The sequence below is a fragment of the Mycobacterium nebraskense genome, from assembly GCF_002102255.1.
Lineage (GTDB): Bacteria > Actinomycetota > Actinomycetes > Mycobacteriales > Mycobacteriaceae > Mycobacterium > Mycobacterium nebraskense.
In genome coordinates, this window is the sequence record NZ_LQPH01000066.1 from 59,571 (window position 1) to 78,360 (window position 18,790).

Here is an 18,790-nt window from a genome sequence, read left to right on the forward strand (position 1 = left end):
ATCGATCGAATCGGTGCCGGTGCGTTGCCGACCGGTGTACGGTACCGTGCCTTAACGACGCCGGCTTTGAACGCCGGCGGCCAGTCTCGTCCGGAGGTGCGCATGAACGCCGAGCGCCTCTCCGTGCCTGCGCCTTGCTGCTCCGCAACCGACCGATTGGGCGTCTACGACTATGTCGACGGCATGGAGCGCCTCCTCGAGGCTGTCCAGGAATTGTCGTTGGCGCGCAGCCTGGCCGAAATCCAGCGCATCGTCCGGTCCGCGGCGCGCGAGCTCACCGGCTGTGACGGCGCCACGTTCGTGCTGCGCGACGACGACAAGTGCTATTACGCCGACGAAGACGCGATCGCCCCGCTGTGGAAGGGCAGCCGCTTCCCCATCGAGGCCTGCATCAGCGGTTGGGCGATGCTCAACCGCGAGGCGGCGATAATCCCGGACATCTACCGGGATTCGCGTATCCCCCAAGGCATTTACCGCGCGACGTTCGTCAAGAGCCTGGTGATGGTCCCGATCCGCAAGCTCGACCCGATCGGGGCGATCGGCAACTACTGGGCCCACCGGCATCCGCCATCCGACCAGGAAGTGCGCCTGCTGCAGGCCTTGGCCGATTCGACGTCGATCGCGATGGAGAACGTCCAGGTCTACTCCGAACTCGAACAGCGGGTGCGCGATCGCACCGCCGAGTTGGAAAGCGCCAACGAGGAGATCAGTCGGCTCTCCGTCACCGACGAACTGACCGGGCTCAACAATCGTCGCGGCTTCTACCTGCTGGCCGAGCAGAAGCTACGCGGGGCGCATCACCTCGGCCACAACTGCGTGCTGGCCTTCCTCGATGTCGACGGGCTCAAACGGGTCAACGACGAGCAGGGGCACGATGTCGGCGACGCCCTGATCAAAGACGTCGCCCAGGTGCTGCGCGGCGTGCGGCGCGAGTCCGACATCGTCGCCCGCCTCGGCGGCGACGAATTCTGCGTCATGATCACCGAGAATGCCAGTGGCACGGCGGCGGTCAAGGAGCGGCTCGCCGCGGCGTTCCGCGCCTTCAACGAGGCCAGCGACCGGCCCTACCGGCTTGCCGCCAGCGTCGGCCTGGTGCAGGCGCCCGTCGCCGAGCACGCCACCGTGGACGAGTTGCTGGCGCGCGCCGACGAGCTGATGTACGCGGAGAAGAAGGCAAGCCCCGATTCGCGACGTGCGGGGTGACGGCGGCTAGCCCGACCTAGTCGGCGTCGGCCAGCCGCTGCTTGAGCGCCTCGAACTCGTCCTTGACGCCGGTGGGCAGCTTGTCGCCGACGAACTCGAACCACTCCTCGATCAGCGGCAATTCCTTGCGCCACTCGTCGGCATCGACCACCAGAGCCTTCGAAACATCCTCGGCACCGACGTCGAGCCCGTCCAGGTCCAAATCCTCGGGGGTCGGCACAATGCCGATCGCGGTGTCCTGGCCGCCGGCCCGGTGCTCGATGCGGTCGACGATCCACTTCAGCACGCGGCTGTTCTCACCGAAGCCCGGCCAGAGGAACTGACCCTCTTCACCGCGGCGGAACCAGTTGACGAAGAAAACCTTGGGCAGCTTGGACTCGTCGGAGTTCTTGCCCAGGTCGAGCCAGTGCTGGAAGTAGTCGCCGACGTGGTAGCCCAGGAACGGCAGCATGGCCATCGGGTCGCGGCGCACGGTGCCGACCTTGCCCTCGGCGGCGGCGGTCTGCTCGCTGCCCATGGTGGCCCCCATGAACACGCCGTGCTGCCAGTCGCGGGCCTGGGTCACCAGCGGCACCGTGGTCTTGCGGCGCGCGCCGAACAGGATGCCCGAGATCGGCACGCCCTGCGGGTCGTCCCACTCCGGCGCCAGTATGGGGCACTGCGACATCGGCGTGCAGTATCGCGAATTCGGGTGCGCGGCTTTGGTTTCCGTCTCGCGGATGTACCAGTCCTGGCCCTTCCAGTCGATCAGGTGATCCGGTTCGCCCTCCAGGCCCTCCCACCACACCTCGTCGTCGTCGGTGAGCGCGACGTTGGTGAAGACGGTGTTGCCCGCGGCGATGGTCCGCATGGCGTTGGGGTTGGACTTCCAGTTGGTGCCCGGCGCCACCCCGAAGAAACCGAACTCGGGGTTGACCGCGTACAGCCGGCCGTCCTTGCCGAACCGCATCCACGCGATGTCGTCACCCAGCGTTTCGGCGCGCCAGCCTTCGATGGTCGGTTGCAGCATGGCGAGGTTGGTCTTGCCGCACGCCGACGGGAACGCCGCGGCGAAGTAGTACGCCTTGTTCTCCGGGGAGATCAGCTTCAGGATCAGCATGTGCTCGGCGAGCCAGCCCTCGTCGTGGGCCATCGCCGACGCGATGCGCAGCGAGTAGCACTTCTTGCCCAACAGGGCGTTGCCGCCGTAGCCCGAGCCGTAGCTCATGATCTCGCGGGTTTCCGGGAAGTGGGTGATGTATTTGGTGTCACTACACGGCCACGGCACGTCTTGTTGGCCGGGCTCGAGCGGAGCCCCGACGGAGTGCAGCGCCTTGACGAAGAAGCCGTCGTCGCCGATCTTCTCCAGAGCGGCCTTGCCCATCCGCGTCATCACCTTCATCGAGACGACGACGTATTCGGAGTCGGTGATCTCCACGCCCAGTTTGGGGTCGTCGGCGCCGAGCGGGCCCATGCAGAACGGCACCACATACATGGTGCGGCCGCGCATGCAGCCGCGGTACAGGTCCGTCAGGGCCGACCGCATCTCGGCGGGTTCCATCCAGTTGTTCGTCGGCCCGGCGTCGATCTCCCGCTCGGAACAGATGAAGGTCCGCGACTCCACCCGCGCGACGTCAGACGGGTCGGACAACGCCAGGAAGGAGTTCGGGTACTCCTTGGGGTTCAGCCGCGTGAACGTGCCCGCCTCGACGAGCTGATCCGTCAGCCGCTGCCACTCCTCGTCGGAGCCATCAGCGAAAACCACCCGCTCCGGCTGGGTCAGCTCGGCGACCTCCTGTACCCACGACAACAGCCCCTGATGCTTCGTGGGTGCAGTATCCAAACCGGGAATGGTCGCTGAGGTCATCGAAGTCTCCTGAATTCTTCTGCGTCTCGGGCTTCTCTTTAGCGCCTATCGCGTATGCGGTCGCCCACACAACGGTTGGCATGGTGGCGTTAACTACAGGTTATCGTGAGCACCTTGTCGGGGAAGTCTCGGGCAGGTATAAGCCTTCTCACAACAACGATTCAGAAGATCCCGCAGAATCGTCATCCCCGCTCCTCGAAGCCGGTTTTTCGGTTGCTTCGGTTTCCCCGTCCTTTTTCAGGTCCGAAGCGGAATCGTCGGGTGGATATATACCCGATTCACCCAGTTCTGCACGCACGGCGTCCAGGGCCGTCAGCACCGTCGGCATCTCCCGGTCCCGTTCGGCGGTGGCCCGGGACGCGGCCATCGCGTGCGCGCGCAGCTCGCGGTCGATGGCGCTGACCTGCTCGCTCACCTCGGCGTTCTCGACCTCGTCCTGAGCCAGGACCGCCTTGGTCAGCACCGACTCGGCCACCAGAACGCGGGTGGCGACCAACTCCTCCGCCACCGACCGCAGCGTGGAGGTCACGTCGCCCGCCCAGCGGTCCAGCAACGCCCGGTCGCGCAGCAGGCTGCGGATGTTGATCACCAGCAGGGTGACCGCCAGCCCGATCGCCACGCAGGTCAGCGCCGCGGCGACGGACAGCGCGGGGCTGAGCCGGGCGGCCAGCCCGCTCATCAGCCGGCTCAGCGTCAGCGCAACGCCCAGGCCGAACCCGGCACCCAGCAGCATCATCAGCCAGGTTTCGTGCCGCCGCGATTTCAGCGGGGGAGGCGGGACGTCGACCGTCGGCAGCGTCTCGAGGGCAGGCAGGGTCGTCGACACCCCCACCACCTGCGCAACCTCCGCGAGGTGGGTGGCGGTGCCTTCGTTCACTTCGGCGACCACCTCGTCCAGCCGGCCACGCGTGTGCGCCTCGAAACCGGGCACGTTGCGCCGGGACAGTCCCGCGGCGTCTTCCTGTAGTTCGCTGCGCACCGAGGAGCAACGGTTGCGCGCGAAGTGGGACAGCTGGACCCGCGCCTGCTGGATCTGACCGCGCAGCGTGATGGTGCGCTCGGTTTTCGCCTCGCGCCGCTGCCGCAGGGCCGTGCTGCGCTCGTCGCGCAACGCGTCGACCCGCGCCCGCCGCCCGGCGCCGTCGGCATCGCGGTCGATCCGCTGCGCGACGGTCTTGAGCCGAAACTCCCAGGCCCGTAGCCTGTTTCGGCGCGCGAGTTCGGGGTCGGCCAGCCGCTTCGCGAGGGTCTCCACCAACTCGTCGACGTCCGGCTCACCGAGGTCGGGCAACGCGGCCGCGCCCACCCAGGGCACGCCGCCATAGCGCGCCGCGTGCGCGGCCAGCGTCTCGCGGTTGGCGACGAGGACGTCGCGCCAGGCGCGATGGACGTCGATCTTGGACACCACACCGACCACCACATCGGTGTGCGCGGCCGCGGCGTCCAGCAGCGCGCAGTCGGACTCGGTGAGATGGGCCGCCGCGGAGACGACGAAGACCACGGCCATCGGAACCTCGCCGGGTGCCAGCTCCGCCGACTCGACGAACTTGTGCTCCGGGAGCCGTTCACGCAGCGCCGCGGCCACCGCGCTCACCCCGGCCATCCACGGTCCGGTCACCAGCACCACGTCACAGCGGTGGACGGCCGGGACATCCAGCTCCGGCCCGATGCCCGCCACCAGCGCGTCGACTTGAGCGGCCGGATCGTCGTGCTGCTCGCCGCTCACCGCCGGTCCCCCAGCGGCCCCCCGGGCAGCGACCCGCAGGCCTGCGACCACAGCCGCATCGATCCCCGGGCAATGTCCGCGCCGCAGGCGCGGTGCAGGTCGCTCACCGACGCGCGGCTGTAGCGCTGCCACCGCACCGCGCGCGGCAGGTGCGCGGACGGGTCGCGGTCCCAATCAGCGGGTCCAGAATTGTCCGGGTCCAGCCCGGCCGCCTCGGCCAGGTCGACCGCCGCCCCCATCCGTGCGACCACCGTTGCGTCGCGGGACAGGAATCCGCTGATCGTCTCTGCAGGTTCGTCCGATCCGACGGCCAGCGCCTCCAACTCCGTGACGGCGTCCAGCACCCGCTGGTAGCGCACCTCGGCACCGGCCATCGAGATGCGGGACAGCACGGCGTCGACGCCGCTCGTCCGGCGCAGCAGGGTGCGCACTTGCGCCGCCGTCCTGCCCTGCCGGACCGCGGCGACGCCGAGCGCGATGCCGAACAGGTCCAGGGTGTCCAGCAACCGCAGCCGCACGTCGGCCGGCACGGGGTTGTCCGCCGCCATGAACCCGGCGAACGAGCCGTCGAGGGCGGCGGCCGCCCCGGGATGCGCGGCCAGCGTCTGCAGCGCCGCCCACACCGGGGCGTCCAGGTCGTCGAGCGCGGCGACCGCGAGCAGGCCCGTCATCGGAACCATGGGCGCGCCCACCAGGGCGGCAAGCTCCGCGCAACGCGTTCGCGCCGCAGCGATCGGCCCGTCGCCGCGGGAGAGTGACCCGGCCAGGTCCGCCTTGTTCAGCACCGCCAACACCGGGCGTCCGGCGGCGGCGATCGCGTCGATGTCTTCCGGCTTGACCACCTCGGTGACCACGTACACGACGACGTCGGCATCACGCGCGTCGGCGGTTGTGACCGAGATGCCCGCGGCGACTCCGGCGCGGTCCAGCGCGCGGGCCACCGTGCCGCGACCCACTCCGCGACGTCCGCGAACCAGCACGCGAAGCGGTGCGGCCGTTCGCTCTGCGATGGCCGTCACGCGCGGGTCGGCGTGGCCGGCGGCAAAACGCGCCAGCTCGTCGGCGAAATTATTGATGTCCTTGTCCCCTCATACCCTCCCCGTTCGGTCCCGTTCCGCTCGAAGGATCCGACCCGGGGGCCGATCGGGTCCCACCGAATGGTGGCACTTGCGTCACTTTGATGCGAGCCACCGTTTGACTGTTACCAGCTCAAGGCAACTGTTGGGTATCAATCTGGACCAGGGGCGGCTACATCACCGGTTTATGGGCCACCATGGACAAATGCATGCGCAACCCGGGGTGGGAGTGTGCCCGGACGCGCCGGAGGAGGAGTCGGACGACCGTCGCGACCAGCGCTATCTTCCGGCATCGACCTTTCGCTCCCGACGTTCCGCCCTTTCCGACGCCCAGCGGCAGACCTGGGAACGGCTGTGGCCTGAGCTGGGCTTATCGTTGGGCGCCCCGGCAGGGGAAGGCCCCGGCGGTGGGGAGCCGCCGCTGGACACCCGCGCATGGTTCGGCCGCCAGGCGCCGCTGGTGCTCGAGATCGGTTGCGGCAGTGGCACATCGACGCTGGCGATGGCGAAGGACGAGCCCGATATAGATGTGATCGCGGTGGAAGTCTACAAGCGGGGGCTGGCGCAGCTGCTGTGCGCGATCGACCGCGAGGGGGTCGGCAACATCCGCCTGATCCGCGGCAACGGCGTCGACGTGCTGCAGCGGCTGATCCCCCCCGGTTCGCTGACCGGCGTCCGCGTCTTCTTCCCCGATCCCTGGCCGAAGGCCCGTCACCACAAGCGCCGGTTTCTGCAGCCGGGCACGATTGGCCTGATCGCCGACCGGTTACTCCCTGGTGGTGTCCTCCATGTCGCGACGGACCATCCCGGCTACGCCGAACACATCGGCGAGGTCGGCGATGCCGAGCCGCGGCTGCGTCGCGCCGACCCCACCAGCAGGCTGCCGATCTCGGTGGTGCGGCCGACCACCAAATACGAGACGAAGGCCCACGAGGCGGGTAGCGCCGTGACCGAATTCATCTGGCTACGACATGAGTAGGCGATGACCATGAGCCTGGCGGAAGAACAGACCGCAGCAGAATCCGTGGCGGTGTTGTCCGACGATGCGCTGGGAACCTTCCCACCGCCGCCGGGCGGACGCGTCTTGCTGGTGTGGGATGCGCCCAACCTCGACATGGGGCTCGGCTCGATCCTGGGTCGACGCCCCACCGCCCTGGAGCGCCCGCGGTTCGACGCCCTGGGGCGCTGGCTGCTGGCGCGCACGGCCGAGGTCAGTGCCGGCCGGCCGGGTGTCGTGGTCGAACCCGAGGCCACCGTCTTCACCAACATCGCTCCGGGCAGCGCCGACGTGGTCCGCCCCTGGGTGGACGCCCTTCGTAATGTGGGGTTCGCGGTCTTCGCCAAACCGAAGATCGACGAGGACAGCGACGTCGACCGCGACATGCTCGCCCACATCGAACTGCGGCGCAGCGAAGGGCTGGCGGCGCTGGTGGTGGCTTCGGCCGACGGGCAGGCGTTTCGTCAACCGCTGGAGGAAATAGCACGCTCCGGAGTCACCGTTCAAGTCATCGGATTTCGCGAACATGCGAGTTGGGCACTAGCGTCGGATACCTTGGACTTTGTCGACCTGGAAGACATCAGCGGTGTGTTCCGGGAGCCGTTACCGCGAATTGGCCTAGATTCGCTGCCTGATCAGGGAGCATGGCTGCAGCCGTTCCGGCCGCTGTCCGCTCTGTTGACCGCGCGTGTGTGACACTGGAAAACCGATGCGCGGGTCGTTAACGATCCAGTAAGGAGCTTGCGTGTTCGCCTGGTGGGGTCGAACTGTGTACCGCTACCGGTACATCGTGATCGGGGTCACGGTAGCCCTGTGCCTGCTGGGGGGCGTTTTCGGGCTCAGCCTCGGCAAGCATGTCACACAGAGCGGCTTCTACGACGAGGGCAGTCAGTCCGTGAAGGCCTCGGTGCTGGGTGACCAGACGTACGGCCGCGACCGCACCAGTCACGTCGTCGCCACCTTCACAGCTCCCAACGGCAAAACGGTCGATGACGCGGCATGGCGGGACAAAATCGTCGGCGAACTCAACAAGTTCAAGACCGACCACCCCGACCAGGTCGTCGGCTGGGCCGGCTGGCTGGCGGCGCCCGAAAGCACGAACCCCTTGATCAAAGGAATGGTCAGCGAGGACCGGAAGCACACCTTCGTGTCCATCCCCCTGAAGGGCGACGACGACGACACCATCCTCAATAACTACAAAGCCATCGCGCCCGACTTGCAGAAGCTCAACGGCGGCACGGTGGCACTCGCCGGCCTGGAGCCGATCGCCAACGCCCTGACCGGCACCATCGCCACGGACCAGCGGCGCATGGAGGTGCTGGCGCTGCCGTTGGTGACGGTGGTGCTGTTCCTGGTGTTCGGGGGCGCGGTCGCGGCCGGCCTGCCGGCCATCGTGGGTGGGCTCAGCATCGCGGGCGCGCTGGGCATCCTGCGCCTGGTCGCCATGTTCGGGCCGGTGCATTTCTTCGCCCAGCCGGTGGTGTCGCTGATCGGCCTGGGTATCGCCATCGACTACGGACTGTTCGTGGTGAGCCGGTTCCGGGAGGAGATCGCCGAGGGCTACGACACCGAGGCCGCCGTGCGCCGGACCGTGATGACGGCCGGTCGCACCGTGACGTTTTCTGCGGTGCTGATCATCGCGTCGAGCGCCAGCCTGCTCGTCTTGCCGCAGGGTTTCGTGCACTCGCTGACCTACGCGATCTTCGCCGCGGTGGGACTGGCCGCGTTGCTGTCGATCACGTTTCTGCCGGCCTGCCTGGGCATCCTCGGGCGCCACGTCGACGCGCTGGGCGTGCGGACCGCCTTCCGGGTGCCCTTCCTGCGGAACTGGAAGTATTCCCGCGCCTACCTGAACTGGCTGGCCGACCGGCTGCAGAAGACCAAGACCCGTGAAGAGGTCGAGGCCGGGTTCTGGGGCAAGCTGGTCAACTTCGTGATGAAGCGGCCGCTGGCCTTCGCCATCCCGATCGCCGTCGGCATGATCCTGCTGGTCATCCCGCTGAGCAACCTGTCGTTCGGCGGCATGAGCGAAAAGTATTTGCCGCCAAGCAATTCGGTGCGCCAGGCCCAGGAGCACTTCGACAAGCTCTTCCCCGGATACCGGACCGAGCAGCTGACCGTGGTCATGCAGAACACCAACCACAGCAAGGTGACCGACCAGCAGGTCGCCGACATCCGCAACAGGATCGCGGGGATCAACGGGTTCACCGACAAGACGTGGGAGGAGCGGCCCTGCCCCACCATCGCCGGCAACCCCTGCGTCGCCGGCCCGAACGGGACAAGCGTGCCCAAAGACGGCGCGGTGCGGGTGATCCAGAACGGCCTGTCGAATCGCAATGACGCCGCCAAGAAGATCAGCGAACTCCGGGCGATAAACCCGCCGAAGGGCCTCAACCTCTATATCGGCGGCACCCCCGCCCTGGAGCAGGACAGCATCCACAGCCTGTTCGACAAGGCTCCGCTGATGCTGGTGCTGTTGCTCACCGCCACCATGCTGTTGATGTTCCTGGCGTTCGGATCGGTGGTGTTGCCGATCAAGGCCGCGGTGATGAGCGCGCTGACGCTCGGGTCCACGATGGGCATCCTGACGTGGATCTTCGTCGACGGGCACTTCTCGCATTGGCTGAACTTCACGCCGACGCCGCTGATGGTGGTGCTCATCGCGCTGGTCGTCGCGGTGGGCTTCGGCCTGGCCACCGACTACGAGGTGTTCCTGGTGTCCCGCATGGTCGAGGCGCGCGAACGGGGCATGTCGACCGCCGAGGCCATCCGGATCGGCACCGCGACCACCGGGCGGCTGATCACCGCCGCCGCGCTGGTCCTCGCCGTGGTCGCCGGTTCGTTCGTCTTCTCCGACCTCGTGTTGATGAAATATTTGGCGTTCGGCCTGATGGCGGCGCTGTTGTTGGACGCGACCGTGGTCCGCATGTTCCTGGTCCCGTCGGTGATGAAGCTGCTCGGCGACGACTGCTGGTGGGCCCCGCGCTGGGCCAGGCGGCTGCAGAACCGGATCGGGCTGGGCGAGATCGACCTGCCCGACGAGCGCAAGCGGCCGACCCTCAACGGGCGGCCCGCACGGCCGCCGGTGGCGGCCAGCCTGGTCGCCGCCGCGCCGCGTCCGCCGCACGACCCCACGCACCCCGCCGCCCTCGAGCCGTCGCGCGCGACCCGTCCGGGCCCGGCCGAACCCAAACCCGCCCAGGACGTACCCGCGGGTGCGCCGCGCGCCGCGGCACCCTCGGCCGATGCCGCCAACACCACGCGCCTGCAGACGCGGCCCGGTCAGCCGACGGAGGCCAAGACCACGCGGCTCTCGGTGCCCAACGCCGCCCCCGCCAACCCGGCGCCCGCACGACCTCCCGCCCCGGGGCCGGCGGCGCCGCCCCCGCCACCGTCCGGCGGCCAAACCCGGGCAATTCCGGTGCCTACCAACCGTTCTGACGACAAGGGCGATGCGGCCGACCCCACCACCGCCTTCCCGTCCACGCGGTCCCAGGGAGACGACTCCGACCCGGCCACGGAAAAGCTGAACTCCCGGGGTGAGAACGGCGACGCGCGCCAGCGCCGACGCTCCGGCGGCGGCCTGTCCGCCCAGGACCTGCTGCGTCGCGAGGGACGGCTGTAGGCCCCTAGGAACCCGAGCCGGACTTCGCCTCGGGCTCGTCCGGTTCCGCCTGCACGATCCCGCCGCCCTCGTCGGCCTCTTCGGTCTGCTTCTCGGCTTCGGCGGCCGGATCCGGGGCGAGCAGCACCTGCATCGCGTTGTTGAAGAACGCGACCGTCGGCACGGCCAGCAGCGCACCGATGATTCCGGCGAGTACGCCGCCGGTGGAGATGGCCAACACCACCCCGAGCGGGTGAATCGAGACTGCGCGGCCCATCACCAGCGGCTGCAGCACATGGGCCTCGAGTTGGTTCACCGCAATAAGCACCCCCAGCGTGATCAGTGCGTAGACGATGCCCTTGGCCAGCAACGCCACCACGACGGCCACCAAGCCAGAGATCAGAGCACCGACGAGCGGGATGAAGGCACCCAGGAAGACCAGCGAAGCCAGCGGCAGCGCCAGCGGGATGCCCATGATCGCCAGGCCCGTGCCGACCCCGGCCGCATCGGTGAACGCCACCAGAAAGGTGGCCCGCACATACGCGGTCAGCGACGCGTATCCGGCGCGGCCCGCCTCGCTCACCCGGTCGCGGACGTCGGCCGGGAAGATCTTGGACACGTAGGCCCAGATGTTGCGCCCGCCGTAGAGGAAGAAGATCAGCGTGAACAGCACCAACACCGCCGCGGTGACAAGCTCGGTGATGGTGGCCGCGGTGGACAGGGCGCCGCTTTCCAGCTTCGCCTGATTGTTGCGCAGCGCCTCGATCGCGGCGTTGCCCGCGTTGTCGATCTGTTCGCTGCGCAGGTGTGCCGGCCCGTGGATCAGCCAGCGCCGGGTGGACTCGATGCTGCGGGTCACCTGTTCGGTCAGGCCCGGCAGACCGTCGATGAACTGAATGACGACGAACGCCAGGATGCCGCCCAGGATCGCGAACCCGCCCAGCAGCACCATCGCCACCGCCCCACCGCGGGGCCAACCGCGCCGGTCCAGCCAGTCCACCACCGGCAGCAGCAGCGCGCTGACCAGCAGCGCCACCAGCACCGGGACGACGATGATCTCGATCTTCTTGACCACCCACAGCAGGGCGATCAGGGCGGCGAGGATGACCAGCAAACGCCAGGCCCAGGCTGCGGTCTTGCGGACAAGGGGTTCGACCGAGGCGTCGTCGGTGTTTGCCGGCATTGGGTGAGCCTATCCGGCGCGGGGCGCCGCCAAACGTACGCGGACCCGTCCGTCGTCGGCCGGGCGCGGCCACGCCGGCACGATCCGGTTACGACGACGACACGGTCGGCGCCGCGCGGCGATCCCCGCGCCACCTGCACCGTTACCCTAAATCACGTGCCGCACGACGCACCCGCCCGCAATCTCGACTTCCCGCGCGAAGAGACCCCGCGCGGGAAGTACTGGTGGGTGCGATGGGTGATCCTCGGGATCGTCGCGATCGTGCTTGCCGTGGAGGTCGCACTGGGCTGGGATCAGCTGGCCAAGGCCTGGATGAGCCTGTACGAGGCGAACTGGTGGTGGCTGCTGGCATCGGTCGTGGCGTCCGCCGCGTCGATGCACAGCTTCGCGCAAATCCAGCGCACGCTGCTGCGGTCGGCCGGCGTGCACGTCAAACAATTGCGATCCGAAGCTGCCGTCTATGCCGCCAACTCGCTGAGCACCACGTTGCCCGGCGGGCCGGTCCTCTCGGCCACGTTTTTGCTTCGGCAGCAACGGCTTTGGGGCGCTTCGACGGTGGTGGCGTCGTGGCAGCTGGTGATGGCCGGCGTCCTGCAGGCCGTGGGCCTGGCGCTGCTGGGGCTGGGCGGGGCCTTCTTCCTCGGCGCGAAGAACAACCCGTTCTCGTTGCTGTTCACCCTCGGCGGCTTCGTCGCGTTGTTGCTTCTCGCCCAAGCGGTCGCGTCGCGGCCGGAACTGATCGACGGGATCGGTTGCCGGGTGTTGTCGTGGGTCAACTCCGTCCGCGGCCGACCCGCCGACACCGGCCTGGCCAAGTGGCGCGAGACGCTGATGCAGCTCGAATCGGTGAGCCTGGGCCGGCGCGACATGGGGGTGGCGTTCGGTTGGTCGATGTTCAACTGGATCGCCGACGTGGCCTGTCTCGGCTTCGCGGCCTACGCCGCCGGGGATCACGCTTCGGTCGCCGGGCTGACGGTGGCCTACGCGGCCGCGCGGGCGGTCGGCACGATACCGCTGATGCCCGGTGGCCTGTTGGTCGTCGAGGCGGTGCTGGTGCCCGGGTTGGTATCCAGCGGGATGTCGTTGCCCAACGCAATCTCGGCCATGCTGATCTACCGGCTGATCAGCTGGTTGCTCATCTCCGCCATCGGCTGGGTGGTGTTCTTCTTCGTGTTCCGCACGGAGAACGTCGCCGTCCCGGACGACGAGGAGTCCGCGCCGGACCACGAGCCGACGGCGCAGCAGGACCAGGTTGGCAACGATCCGACCGAGACCGCCCTGCAGGGCCCGTTACCGCCCGATCGGAGCCCGGAAACCGAAAGCTAGCCGGCGGTATTGCCGCGCGGCGGACCCGACAGCGGGTTGGCAGGCGCCGGTGCGGCGGGCCCGGTGGCCGCAGGCGGGGAGGCCGGCGTGCCGCCCAGCGGTGACGCCCCCGCGGCGTTACCCGGCAGGGCGGGCAGCCCACCGGCCGCGCTCTGCGCCTGCTGCATCATGCCCATCGCCTGGGAAGGCGAGATCGGCAACTTGCACTGCAGCGACAGATTGGTCAACGGCTGGGCGATCGACGTCATGTCGCCGGCGACCTTGGGGTTGGCCTCGAAGTAGGACTTAAGGCCGGTCATCGATTGCGGGCCCGCCTGCTGCTGCAGCATCGAGGTCATCGTCTGGTTCGTCTCCGGATGCGAATCGAGGTAGTCGCCCATCGACTTGGAGACCGAACCGATCGTCCGGGCGACTTCGCTGGCCGCGCACGGGTCGGTAGCGCCCGTCGCCGGTGGCCCCGCCAGGACCGCCAGGGCGGCGCACGGCAGGGTGGCGCCGATCAGCCCCGCGAAGATTCCGCGGCGCCCGGTCGCGGTGCCTCTCGTCATCGAAACTCCTTACAGTTTGCGGCGTCCCGCGCAGCACCGACGCCTCGCAAACGGCTGCAATAGAAGGCCTCATCGATCGCGGGGCTCCCCAAGGCTCCGCGGGCCATCCGACATCCTGCCATCGCCGGCAGCACCCCTGCCAGCCCGCGTGAGCCCGTGTGAGGAAAATCCCGCGCGGTAACCGGTTCACAACGACTTCGCAGCGTCTTGGCAACAACGCCGTCGCTGCAGCTCAGCAAGCCGAAAGCCCACATCATCCACAGCCCGCTGCGGTATTCTCGCCAGCACGCGTTACGCGACACACGGGGAGTGGAGAAATCCAGCAGTTAATGATGCGCCTCAGCCGCAGCCTGCGTAAGTACCGCTGGTTGGTCTTCAGTGGCTGGTTGCTGGCTTTGGTTCCGGCGGTCTATCTGGCCCTGACGCAGTCGGGGAACCTGACCGGCGGCGGTTTCGACGTGGCCGGTTCGCAGTCGCTGCTCGTCCACGACCAGATCGAGGAGCTCTACCACGACCAGGGATCGTCTTCGCTGGCCCTGGTGGCGGCCCCCCGCCCGGACGCCAGCTACTCCGACATCAACGACGCCGTCGCGCTGCTGAAGCGAACCGCCGCCGAGCTACCCGGCGTCTCGGAGGTGCCCAACCCCACCCAGCGGCCGCCGCAACCCGATCGGCCGTACGTGCTGTCGCTCCGGCTGGATTCCCGAAACACCAGTGACGTCGCCAAGCAACTGCGCACAAAAATCGGCGTCAAGGGCGATCAGTCCGGCCAGACCGCGAACGGCCGGGTGCGGCTGTACGTGATCGGGCAGGGCGCGCTCAGCGCCGCCGCGGCGCAGAACACCAAGCACGACATCGCCGCCGCCGAGCGCTGGAACCTGCCGGTGATCCTGATCGTCTTGCTGGCCGTGTTCGGCTCGCTGGCCGCCGCGGCGATCCCCCTTGCCCTGGGTGTGTGCACGGTCGTGGTCACCATGGGCCTGGTCTACCTGCTGTCGTCCTACACGACCATGTCGGTGTTCGTGACCTCGACGGTATCCATGTTCGGGATCGCGCTCGCCGTCGACTATTCGCTGTTCATCCTGATGCGCTTCCGCGAGGAGCTGCGCTCCGGCCGCGAGCCGCGGGAGGCCGTCGACGCCGCGATGGCCACCTCGGGGCTGGCCGTGGTGCTGTCCGGGATGACCGTCGTCGCCTCGCTCACCGGGATCTACGTGATCAATACCCCGGCGCTGAAGTCGATGGCGACCGGAGCGATCCTGGCCGTCGCGGTCGCGATGCTGACCTCGACCACGCTGACCCCGGCGGCGCTGGCGACGTTCGGCCGGTCGGCCGCCAAGCGGTCGGCCTTCCTGCACTGGTCACGCGGACCCGAAGGTGGGCAATCCCGGTTCTGGAGCCGCTGGATCGGATGGGTGATGCGGCGGCCGTGGATATCGGCGCTGGCGGCATCGCTGGTGCTGCTCGTCATGGCCGCACCGGCCACGTCGATGGTGCTGGGCAACAGCCTGCTGCGCCAGTTCGACTCGTCGCACGAGATCCGTGCCGGGGTGGGCGCGGCGGCCGAGGCGCTCGGTCCCGGCGCGCTCGGCCCGATTCGCGTGCTGGTCACCTTCCCGGACGGCGGCGCCGCTTCACCCGAACACAGCCAGACCATCGGCGCGGTCCGGCAGCGGATGACGCAGGCCCCCAACATCGTCTCGGTGGCGCCGCCGCAATTCGCCGAGGACAACGGCAGCGCCCTGCTGTCCGCGGTGTTGTCGGTCGACCCCGAGGACATGCGGGCCCGCGAGACCGTCGGCTGGATGCGCGCGCAGCTGGCCAAGGTGCCCGACAAGGGAACCGCGCGAGTCGACGTCGGCGGGCCGACCGCGCTGATCAAAGACTTCGACGACCAGGTGTCCAAGACCGAGCCGCTGGTGCTGGCGATCGTCGCGCTGATCGCGTTCGTGATGCTGCTGGTCTCGGTCCACTCGGTGTTCCTGGCGCTCAAGGGCGTGTTGATGACGTTGCTGTCGGTCGCGGCCGCCTACGGCAGCCTGGTGATGGTGTTCCAGTGGGGCTGGCTGAAGGATCTCGGATTCGCGCAGATCAGCTCGATCGACAGCACCGTCCCCCCGCTGGTGCTCGCGATGACCTTCGGGTTGTCGATGGACTACGAGATCTTCCTGCTGACCCGCATCCGGGAACGCTTCCTGCACTCCGGGAACACCCGCGACGCCGTGGCGTACGGCGTGAGCACCAGCGCCCGCACCATCACCAGCGCGGCCCTGATCATGATCGCGGTCTTCGTCGGCTTCGCGTTCGCCGGCATGCCGCTGGTCGCCGAGATCGGCGTGGCATGCGCGGTGGCGATCGCGGTGGATGCCACCGTGGTGCGGCTGGTGCTGGTACCGGCGCTGATGGCGATGTTCGCCCAGTGGAACTGGTGGCTGCCCCCGTGGCTGTCCCGGGTCTTGCCGTCGGTCGACTTCGACCGGCCGCTGCCCGCGGTCGACCTGGCCGACGTCGTCGTCATCCCCGACGACATATCGGCACTGACGGCGCCCAACGCCGACCTGCGGATGGTGCTCAAGTCGGCGGCCAAGCTCAAGCACCTCGCGCCCGACGCCATTTGCGTGACCGACCCGCTGGCCTTCACCGGCTGTGGGCGCAACGGCAAGGAGAGGCAAGGCGCCCTGCCGCAGGGGGCCGACCAGGATCGCGGCCGGGACCCCGGTCAGATCCCCCACCAGGTCAACATCGACGACGAGAAGGCGGGGGTCGGGGTGGGCGCCGCCGACCGGAAGACCGGCAACAACGGTCACACCAACGGCGCCTACGGGGCCAAGAAGCTGGTCGGGGGCCTGACGTCACGCAACGGCATCGCCAAGGCGATCGTCGGGGCGGACCGGCCCGTCCACCCGGTCACGTTGTGGCGGGGCCGGCTTTCGGTCGCCATCGACGCGCTGGAGAGCGAGACCGACACCGCGGACCGGCCGATGTACGAGCGCCGCTGCCCGGTGGAGACCACCCACGTGCAGCTGCCCACCGGCGACCGGCTGCTGGTCCCGACCGGCGCCGAGACGCTGCGCCTCAAGGGCTACCTCATCATGTGCCGTAACAGCCGCCGCGATTACGCCGACTTTGCCGATATGGTTGAAACGTTGGAGCCCGAGACCGCCGCTGTGGTGCTGGCGGGCATGGACAGGTACTACTGTTGTCAGTCGCCCAGGCGGCAATGGATCGCCACCCAGCTGGTCCGTCGACTCGCTGATCCCGATCCCTGGGATTTCGATGACGAGCAGGGGTCCGGGGGCGACGCCCGGTCGGATTGGGAGGAGATCAGGCAGCGCTGCCTGTCGGTGGCCGTAGCGATGTTGGAGGAGGCGAGGTGACGTTGGCACCTGACCGACGCCCCGCATCGCCGCCCCAGCGGCCGGCCACCGAGCCGCGCCGGCGTGACGGCGGACCCGGCGGTGAGTCTCGCGGTGGACCTCTTCAAGACCCCGAGCAGCCGGTGGAGTTCTGGCCGACGTCCGCCATTCGTGCGGCGCTGCAGGGCGGCGACATCGCCACCTGGAAGCGCATCGCCGCCGCCCTGAAGCGCGATCCGTACGGGCGGACGGCCCGCCAGGTCGAAGAGGTGCTCGAAGGCACCCGGCCCTATGGCATCTCCAAGGCGCTGTGGGAGGTGCTGGAACGTGCCCGCACCCACCTGGAAGCCAACGAACGGGCCGAGGTGGCCCGCCACGTCGGGCTGCTCATCGACCGATCGGGTCTGGCGCAACAGGAATTCGCGTCCCGCATCGGGGTGACCCCCGAGGAACTCACCGCCTACCTGGACGGCAGCACCAGCCCGTCGGCCTCGCTGATGATCCGGATGCGCCGCTTGTCGGATCGGTTCGTCAAGGTGAAGTCGACGCGTTCGCCCGAGTCCAACTGATCACCTGATCGGCAGCACGTCTGACACCAGCCAGGCGTCGCCGTGCTTGGTCAGCGCCACCCGCAGCGCGGGCGCCGACTGGCTGGCCGGTTGGCCCGGCGCGTTCTGCGTGACCCGCAGGATCACCGCCACACTGGCCGCCGCCGGCCCCAGTGCCTCGACCCCGGCCGCCAGCGTGGCGGCCTGCGCGGTGACGTTGTGCTGGGCCAGCTCGGAGCTGGACTTCGTGTACTGCTCCTTGAAGGCGGCGGCGTGCTCCGGGACGACCAACGCCGTGGCCCGGTCGATGGAGCTGCTCGGGGCGCCCGGGGTGAACGACGCCATCGCCTCCGCCATCCCCGTGGCGACCCGGACCACGTCGCGGGAGTCGTCCTTGAATTCGCGGTCCGACTGCGTCCAATGCGTGTATCCGGTGACCACCGCGGCCACCAGCGCGGCCGTGCACAGGAAGACGACGGCCAATCGCAGCGCCGGTGCGTCGTCGTCGGTACCGACGCTGACCGAATCGCGCCGCAGCAGCCAGAAATTGACGCCGACGCCCTCGACGATCAGCAGCACCAGCACCGAGCAGGCCGAGACCCACCACAGCGGCCAGTCGAGAATCAGCCCGATCGCCAGCAACGCCGCGATCGCGGCCAGCGGGGCCAGGATGTCGAACGCGAGCAGGCGCCAGATGTTTCTCATCGGATCGATTCCAGCCCCGAGATCATCAGCTTGCCGTCCACGTTGCACACGTCGAGCCGCAGGTTCCAGTGCACCGTCTGCGGTTTGGCGCCGGCGTTCTCGCTGACCGACGTCGCGACCAGCATCACCGAGTCCATGCGGCTGGCAAACGGCGGCAACTTGGTGGTGACGACATCTCTCGGGGGCCTCCCGGCACCGGGCTGCGTGTCCAGGTCGCGGTGCACGGTCTCGACGGCCACCGCGTCGATCCGCCCGGCGCTCTTGGACTGCAGCTTGCCCACCACCTGGCGGTAGGGCTGCATGGCCGCGTCGAAGTCGGTGTTGAGTTCGCCGACCGTCCCGTCGTGCAGCCGTTGCAGGCTGGTGTCGACGTTGCCGCTGTTCATGTTGATCAGCACACCCGTCCAGTCGGCGGCGGTTTGCATGACGCGGGTGAGGTAGCGGCGTTCCGCCATGTCGTCGCGGTGCCCGGACCACAGGAAGAACCCGAACACGACCGCGGCCACCGACAGCACCCCCAGGACGGCCGACGCGATGCCGTACGGCGAGAACATCGGGCCACCGGCGGCGTCGGATTCGTCGTCAGGGGCTTCGTCGGGGTCGGCGATGTCTGCCTCTTCCGGGGTCGCTGGCTCGGTTCGCTGGCCGTCGGACATGGCCCGATCGTTGCAC

At 68.7% G+C, this 18,790-nt stretch carries 13 protein-coding genes and 1 pseudogene; 7 read left to right on the top strand and 7 right to left on the bottom strand.

The window, feature by feature from the left end:
• The first annotated feature begins 102 nt into the window (after positions 1-102).
• Positions 103-1,203, top strand: coding sequence for a GGDEF domain-containing protein (locus AWC17_RS06650; RefSeq protein WP_047323189.1), 1,101 nt, complete (start codon positions 103-105; stop codon positions 1,201-1,203).
• Between the two features lie 16 nt (positions 1,204-1,219).
• Here the strand turns inward: AWC17_RS06650 and AWC17_RS06655 are convergent, their stop codons facing one another.
• The 3 genes and pseudogenes from AWC17_RS06655 to AWC17_RS06665 all read right to left on the bottom strand — a co-directional run bounded on the left by AWC17_RS06655 (position 1,220) and on the right by AWC17_RS06665 (position 5,867).
• Positions 1,220-3,049, bottom strand: a complete 1,830-nt coding sequence (locus tag AWC17_RS06655) for a phosphoenolpyruvate carboxykinase (GTP) (protein ID WP_046186674.1) — start codon at positions 3,047-3,049, stop codon at positions 1,220-1,222.
• A gap of 148 nt (positions 3,050-3,197) precedes the next feature.
• The gene (locus tag AWC17_RS06660; protein WP_046186675.1) at positions 3,198-4,775 is read right to left on the bottom strand and encodes a hypothetical protein; all 1,578 of its coding nucleotides are present in this window, start codon (positions 4,773-4,775) and stop codon (positions 3,198-3,200) included.
• Positions 4,772-5,867 (bottom strand): annotated as a pseudogene (locus tag AWC17_RS06665) (hypothetical protein). Before AWC17_RS06665 ends, AWC17_RS06660 begins: the two are co-directional and overlap by 4 nt.
• A gap of 171 nt (positions 5,868-6,038) precedes the next feature.
• On the opposite strand from AWC17_RS06665, the gene trmB reads away from it, so the two are divergent.
• The 3 genes from trmB to mmpL3 are packed head-to-tail and all read left to right on the top strand — an operon-like array spanning position 6,039 to position 10,473.
• On the top strand, positions 6,039-6,830 hold the full coding sequence (gene trmB / locus AWC17_RS06670; protein ID WP_208618367.1) for a tRNA (guanosine(46)-N7)-methyltransferase TrmB: 792 nt from the start codon (positions 6,039-6,041) through the stop codon (positions 6,828-6,830).
• A gap of 3 nt (positions 6,831-6,833) precedes the next feature.
• Positions 6,834-7,544: an NYN domain-containing protein gene (locus AWC17_RS06675; protein ID WP_372517367.1), complete on the top strand. Its 711-nt coding sequence runs from the start codon at positions 6,834-6,836 to the stop codon at positions 7,542-7,544.
• Positions 7,545-7,593: 49 nt separating this feature from the next.
• Complete coding sequence (gene mmpL3, locus AWC17_RS06680) at positions 7,594-10,473, top strand: trehalose monomycolate exporter MmpL3 (protein WP_085164443.1); 2,880 nt, start codon at positions 7,594-7,596, stop codon at positions 10,471-10,473.
• 4 nt (positions 10,474-10,477) lie between these two features.
• On the opposite strand, the gene AWC17_RS06685 is transcribed toward mmpL3, so the two are convergent.
• On the bottom strand, positions 10,478-11,635 hold the full coding sequence (locus tag AWC17_RS06685; RefSeq protein WP_046185879.1) for an AI-2E family transporter: 1,158 nt from the start codon (positions 11,633-11,635) through the stop codon (positions 10,478-10,480).
• 156 nt (positions 11,636-11,791) lie between these two features.
• Between AWC17_RS06685 and AWC17_RS06690 the strand changes: the two genes are divergently transcribed.
• On the top strand, positions 11,792-12,961 hold the full coding sequence (locus tag AWC17_RS06690; RefSeq protein ID WP_046185880.1) for a lysylphosphatidylglycerol synthase transmembrane domain-containing protein: 1,170 nt from the start codon (positions 11,792-11,794) through the stop codon (positions 12,959-12,961).
• Here AWC17_RS06690 and AWC17_RS06695 read toward each other — a convergent pair.
• Positions 12,958-13,509 (bottom strand): hemophore, encoded by a 552-nt coding sequence (locus tag AWC17_RS06695; RefSeq protein WP_047322364.1) that lies wholly within the window; start codon positions 13,507-13,509, stop codon positions 12,958-12,960. The two genes, AWC17_RS06690 and AWC17_RS06695, sit on opposite strands and share 4 nt — an antisense overlap.
• A gap of 329 nt (positions 13,510-13,838) precedes the next feature.
• Here AWC17_RS06695 and AWC17_RS06700 point away from each other — a divergent pair, with 329 nt between their 5' ends.
• Both AWC17_RS06700 and AWC17_RS06705 read left to right on the top strand, forming a co-directional pair.
• Positions 13,839-16,886, top strand: coding sequence for an MMPL family transporter (locus AWC17_RS06700; RefSeq protein ID WP_046185048.1), 3,048 nt, complete (start codon positions 13,839-13,841; stop codon positions 16,884-16,886).
• Positions 16,883-17,434 carry a helix-turn-helix domain-containing protein gene (locus tag AWC17_RS06705; RefSeq protein ID WP_046185047.1) on the top strand — a complete coding sequence of 184 codons (552 nt, stop codon included), beginning with the start codon at positions 16,883-16,885 and terminating at the stop codon, positions 17,432-17,434. Before AWC17_RS06700 ends, AWC17_RS06705 begins: the two co-directional genes overlap by 4 nt.
• On the opposite strand, the gene AWC17_RS06710 is transcribed toward AWC17_RS06705, so the two are convergent.
• Together AWC17_RS06710 and AWC17_RS06715 are read right to left on the bottom strand one after the other, a co-directional pair.
• Positions 17,435-18,118 carry a hypothetical protein gene (locus AWC17_RS06710; RefSeq protein WP_046185046.1) on the bottom strand — a complete coding sequence of 228 codons (684 nt, stop codon included), beginning with the start codon at positions 18,116-18,118 and terminating at the stop codon, positions 17,435-17,437. It lies immediately after the preceding gene.
• Positions 18,115-18,774, bottom strand: coding sequence for a hypothetical protein (locus tag AWC17_RS06715; RefSeq protein ID WP_046185045.1), 660 nt, complete (start codon positions 18,772-18,774; stop codon positions 18,115-18,117). The genes AWC17_RS06710 and AWC17_RS06715 overlap by 4 nt, the downstream gene beginning before the upstream one ends.
• Between the last annotated feature and the right edge of the window lie 16 nt (positions 18,775-18,790).

Coding starts and splice junctions, on each gene's coding strand:
- AWC17_RS06655 (WP_046186674.1), bottom strand. CDS start 3,049: ATGACCTCAGCGACCATTCCCGGTTTGGATACTGCACCCACGAAGCAT.
- AWC17_RS06715 (WP_046185045.1), bottom strand. CDS start 18,774: ATGTCCGACGGCCAGCGAACCGAGCCAGCGACCCCGGAAGAGGCAGAC.
- AWC17_RS06700 (WP_046185048.1), top strand. CDS start 13,839: ATGATGCGCCTCAGCCGCAGCCTGCGTAAGTACCGCTGGTTGGTCTTC.
- trmB (WP_208618367.1), top strand. CDS start 6,039: ATGGGCCACCATGGACAAATGCATGCGCAACCCGGGGTGGGAGTGTGC.
- AWC17_RS06695 (WP_047322364.1), bottom strand. CDS start 13,509: ATGACGAGAGGCACCGCGACCGGGCGCCGCGGAATCTTCGCGGGGCTG.
- AWC17_RS06685 (WP_046185879.1), bottom strand. CDS start 11,635: ATGCCGGCAAACACCGACGACGCCTCGGTCGAACCCCTTGTCCGCAAG.
- AWC17_RS06650 (WP_047323189.1), top strand. CDS start 103: ATGAACGCCGAGCGCCTCTCCGTGCCTGCGCCTTGCTGCTCCGCAACC.
- AWC17_RS06675 (WP_372517367.1), top strand. CDS start 6,834: ATGACCATGAGCCTGGCGGAAGAACAGACCGCAGCAGAATCCGTGGCG.
- AWC17_RS06710 (WP_046185046.1), bottom strand. CDS start 18,118: ATGAGAAACATCTGGCGCCTGCTCGCGTTCGACATCCTGGCCCCGCTG.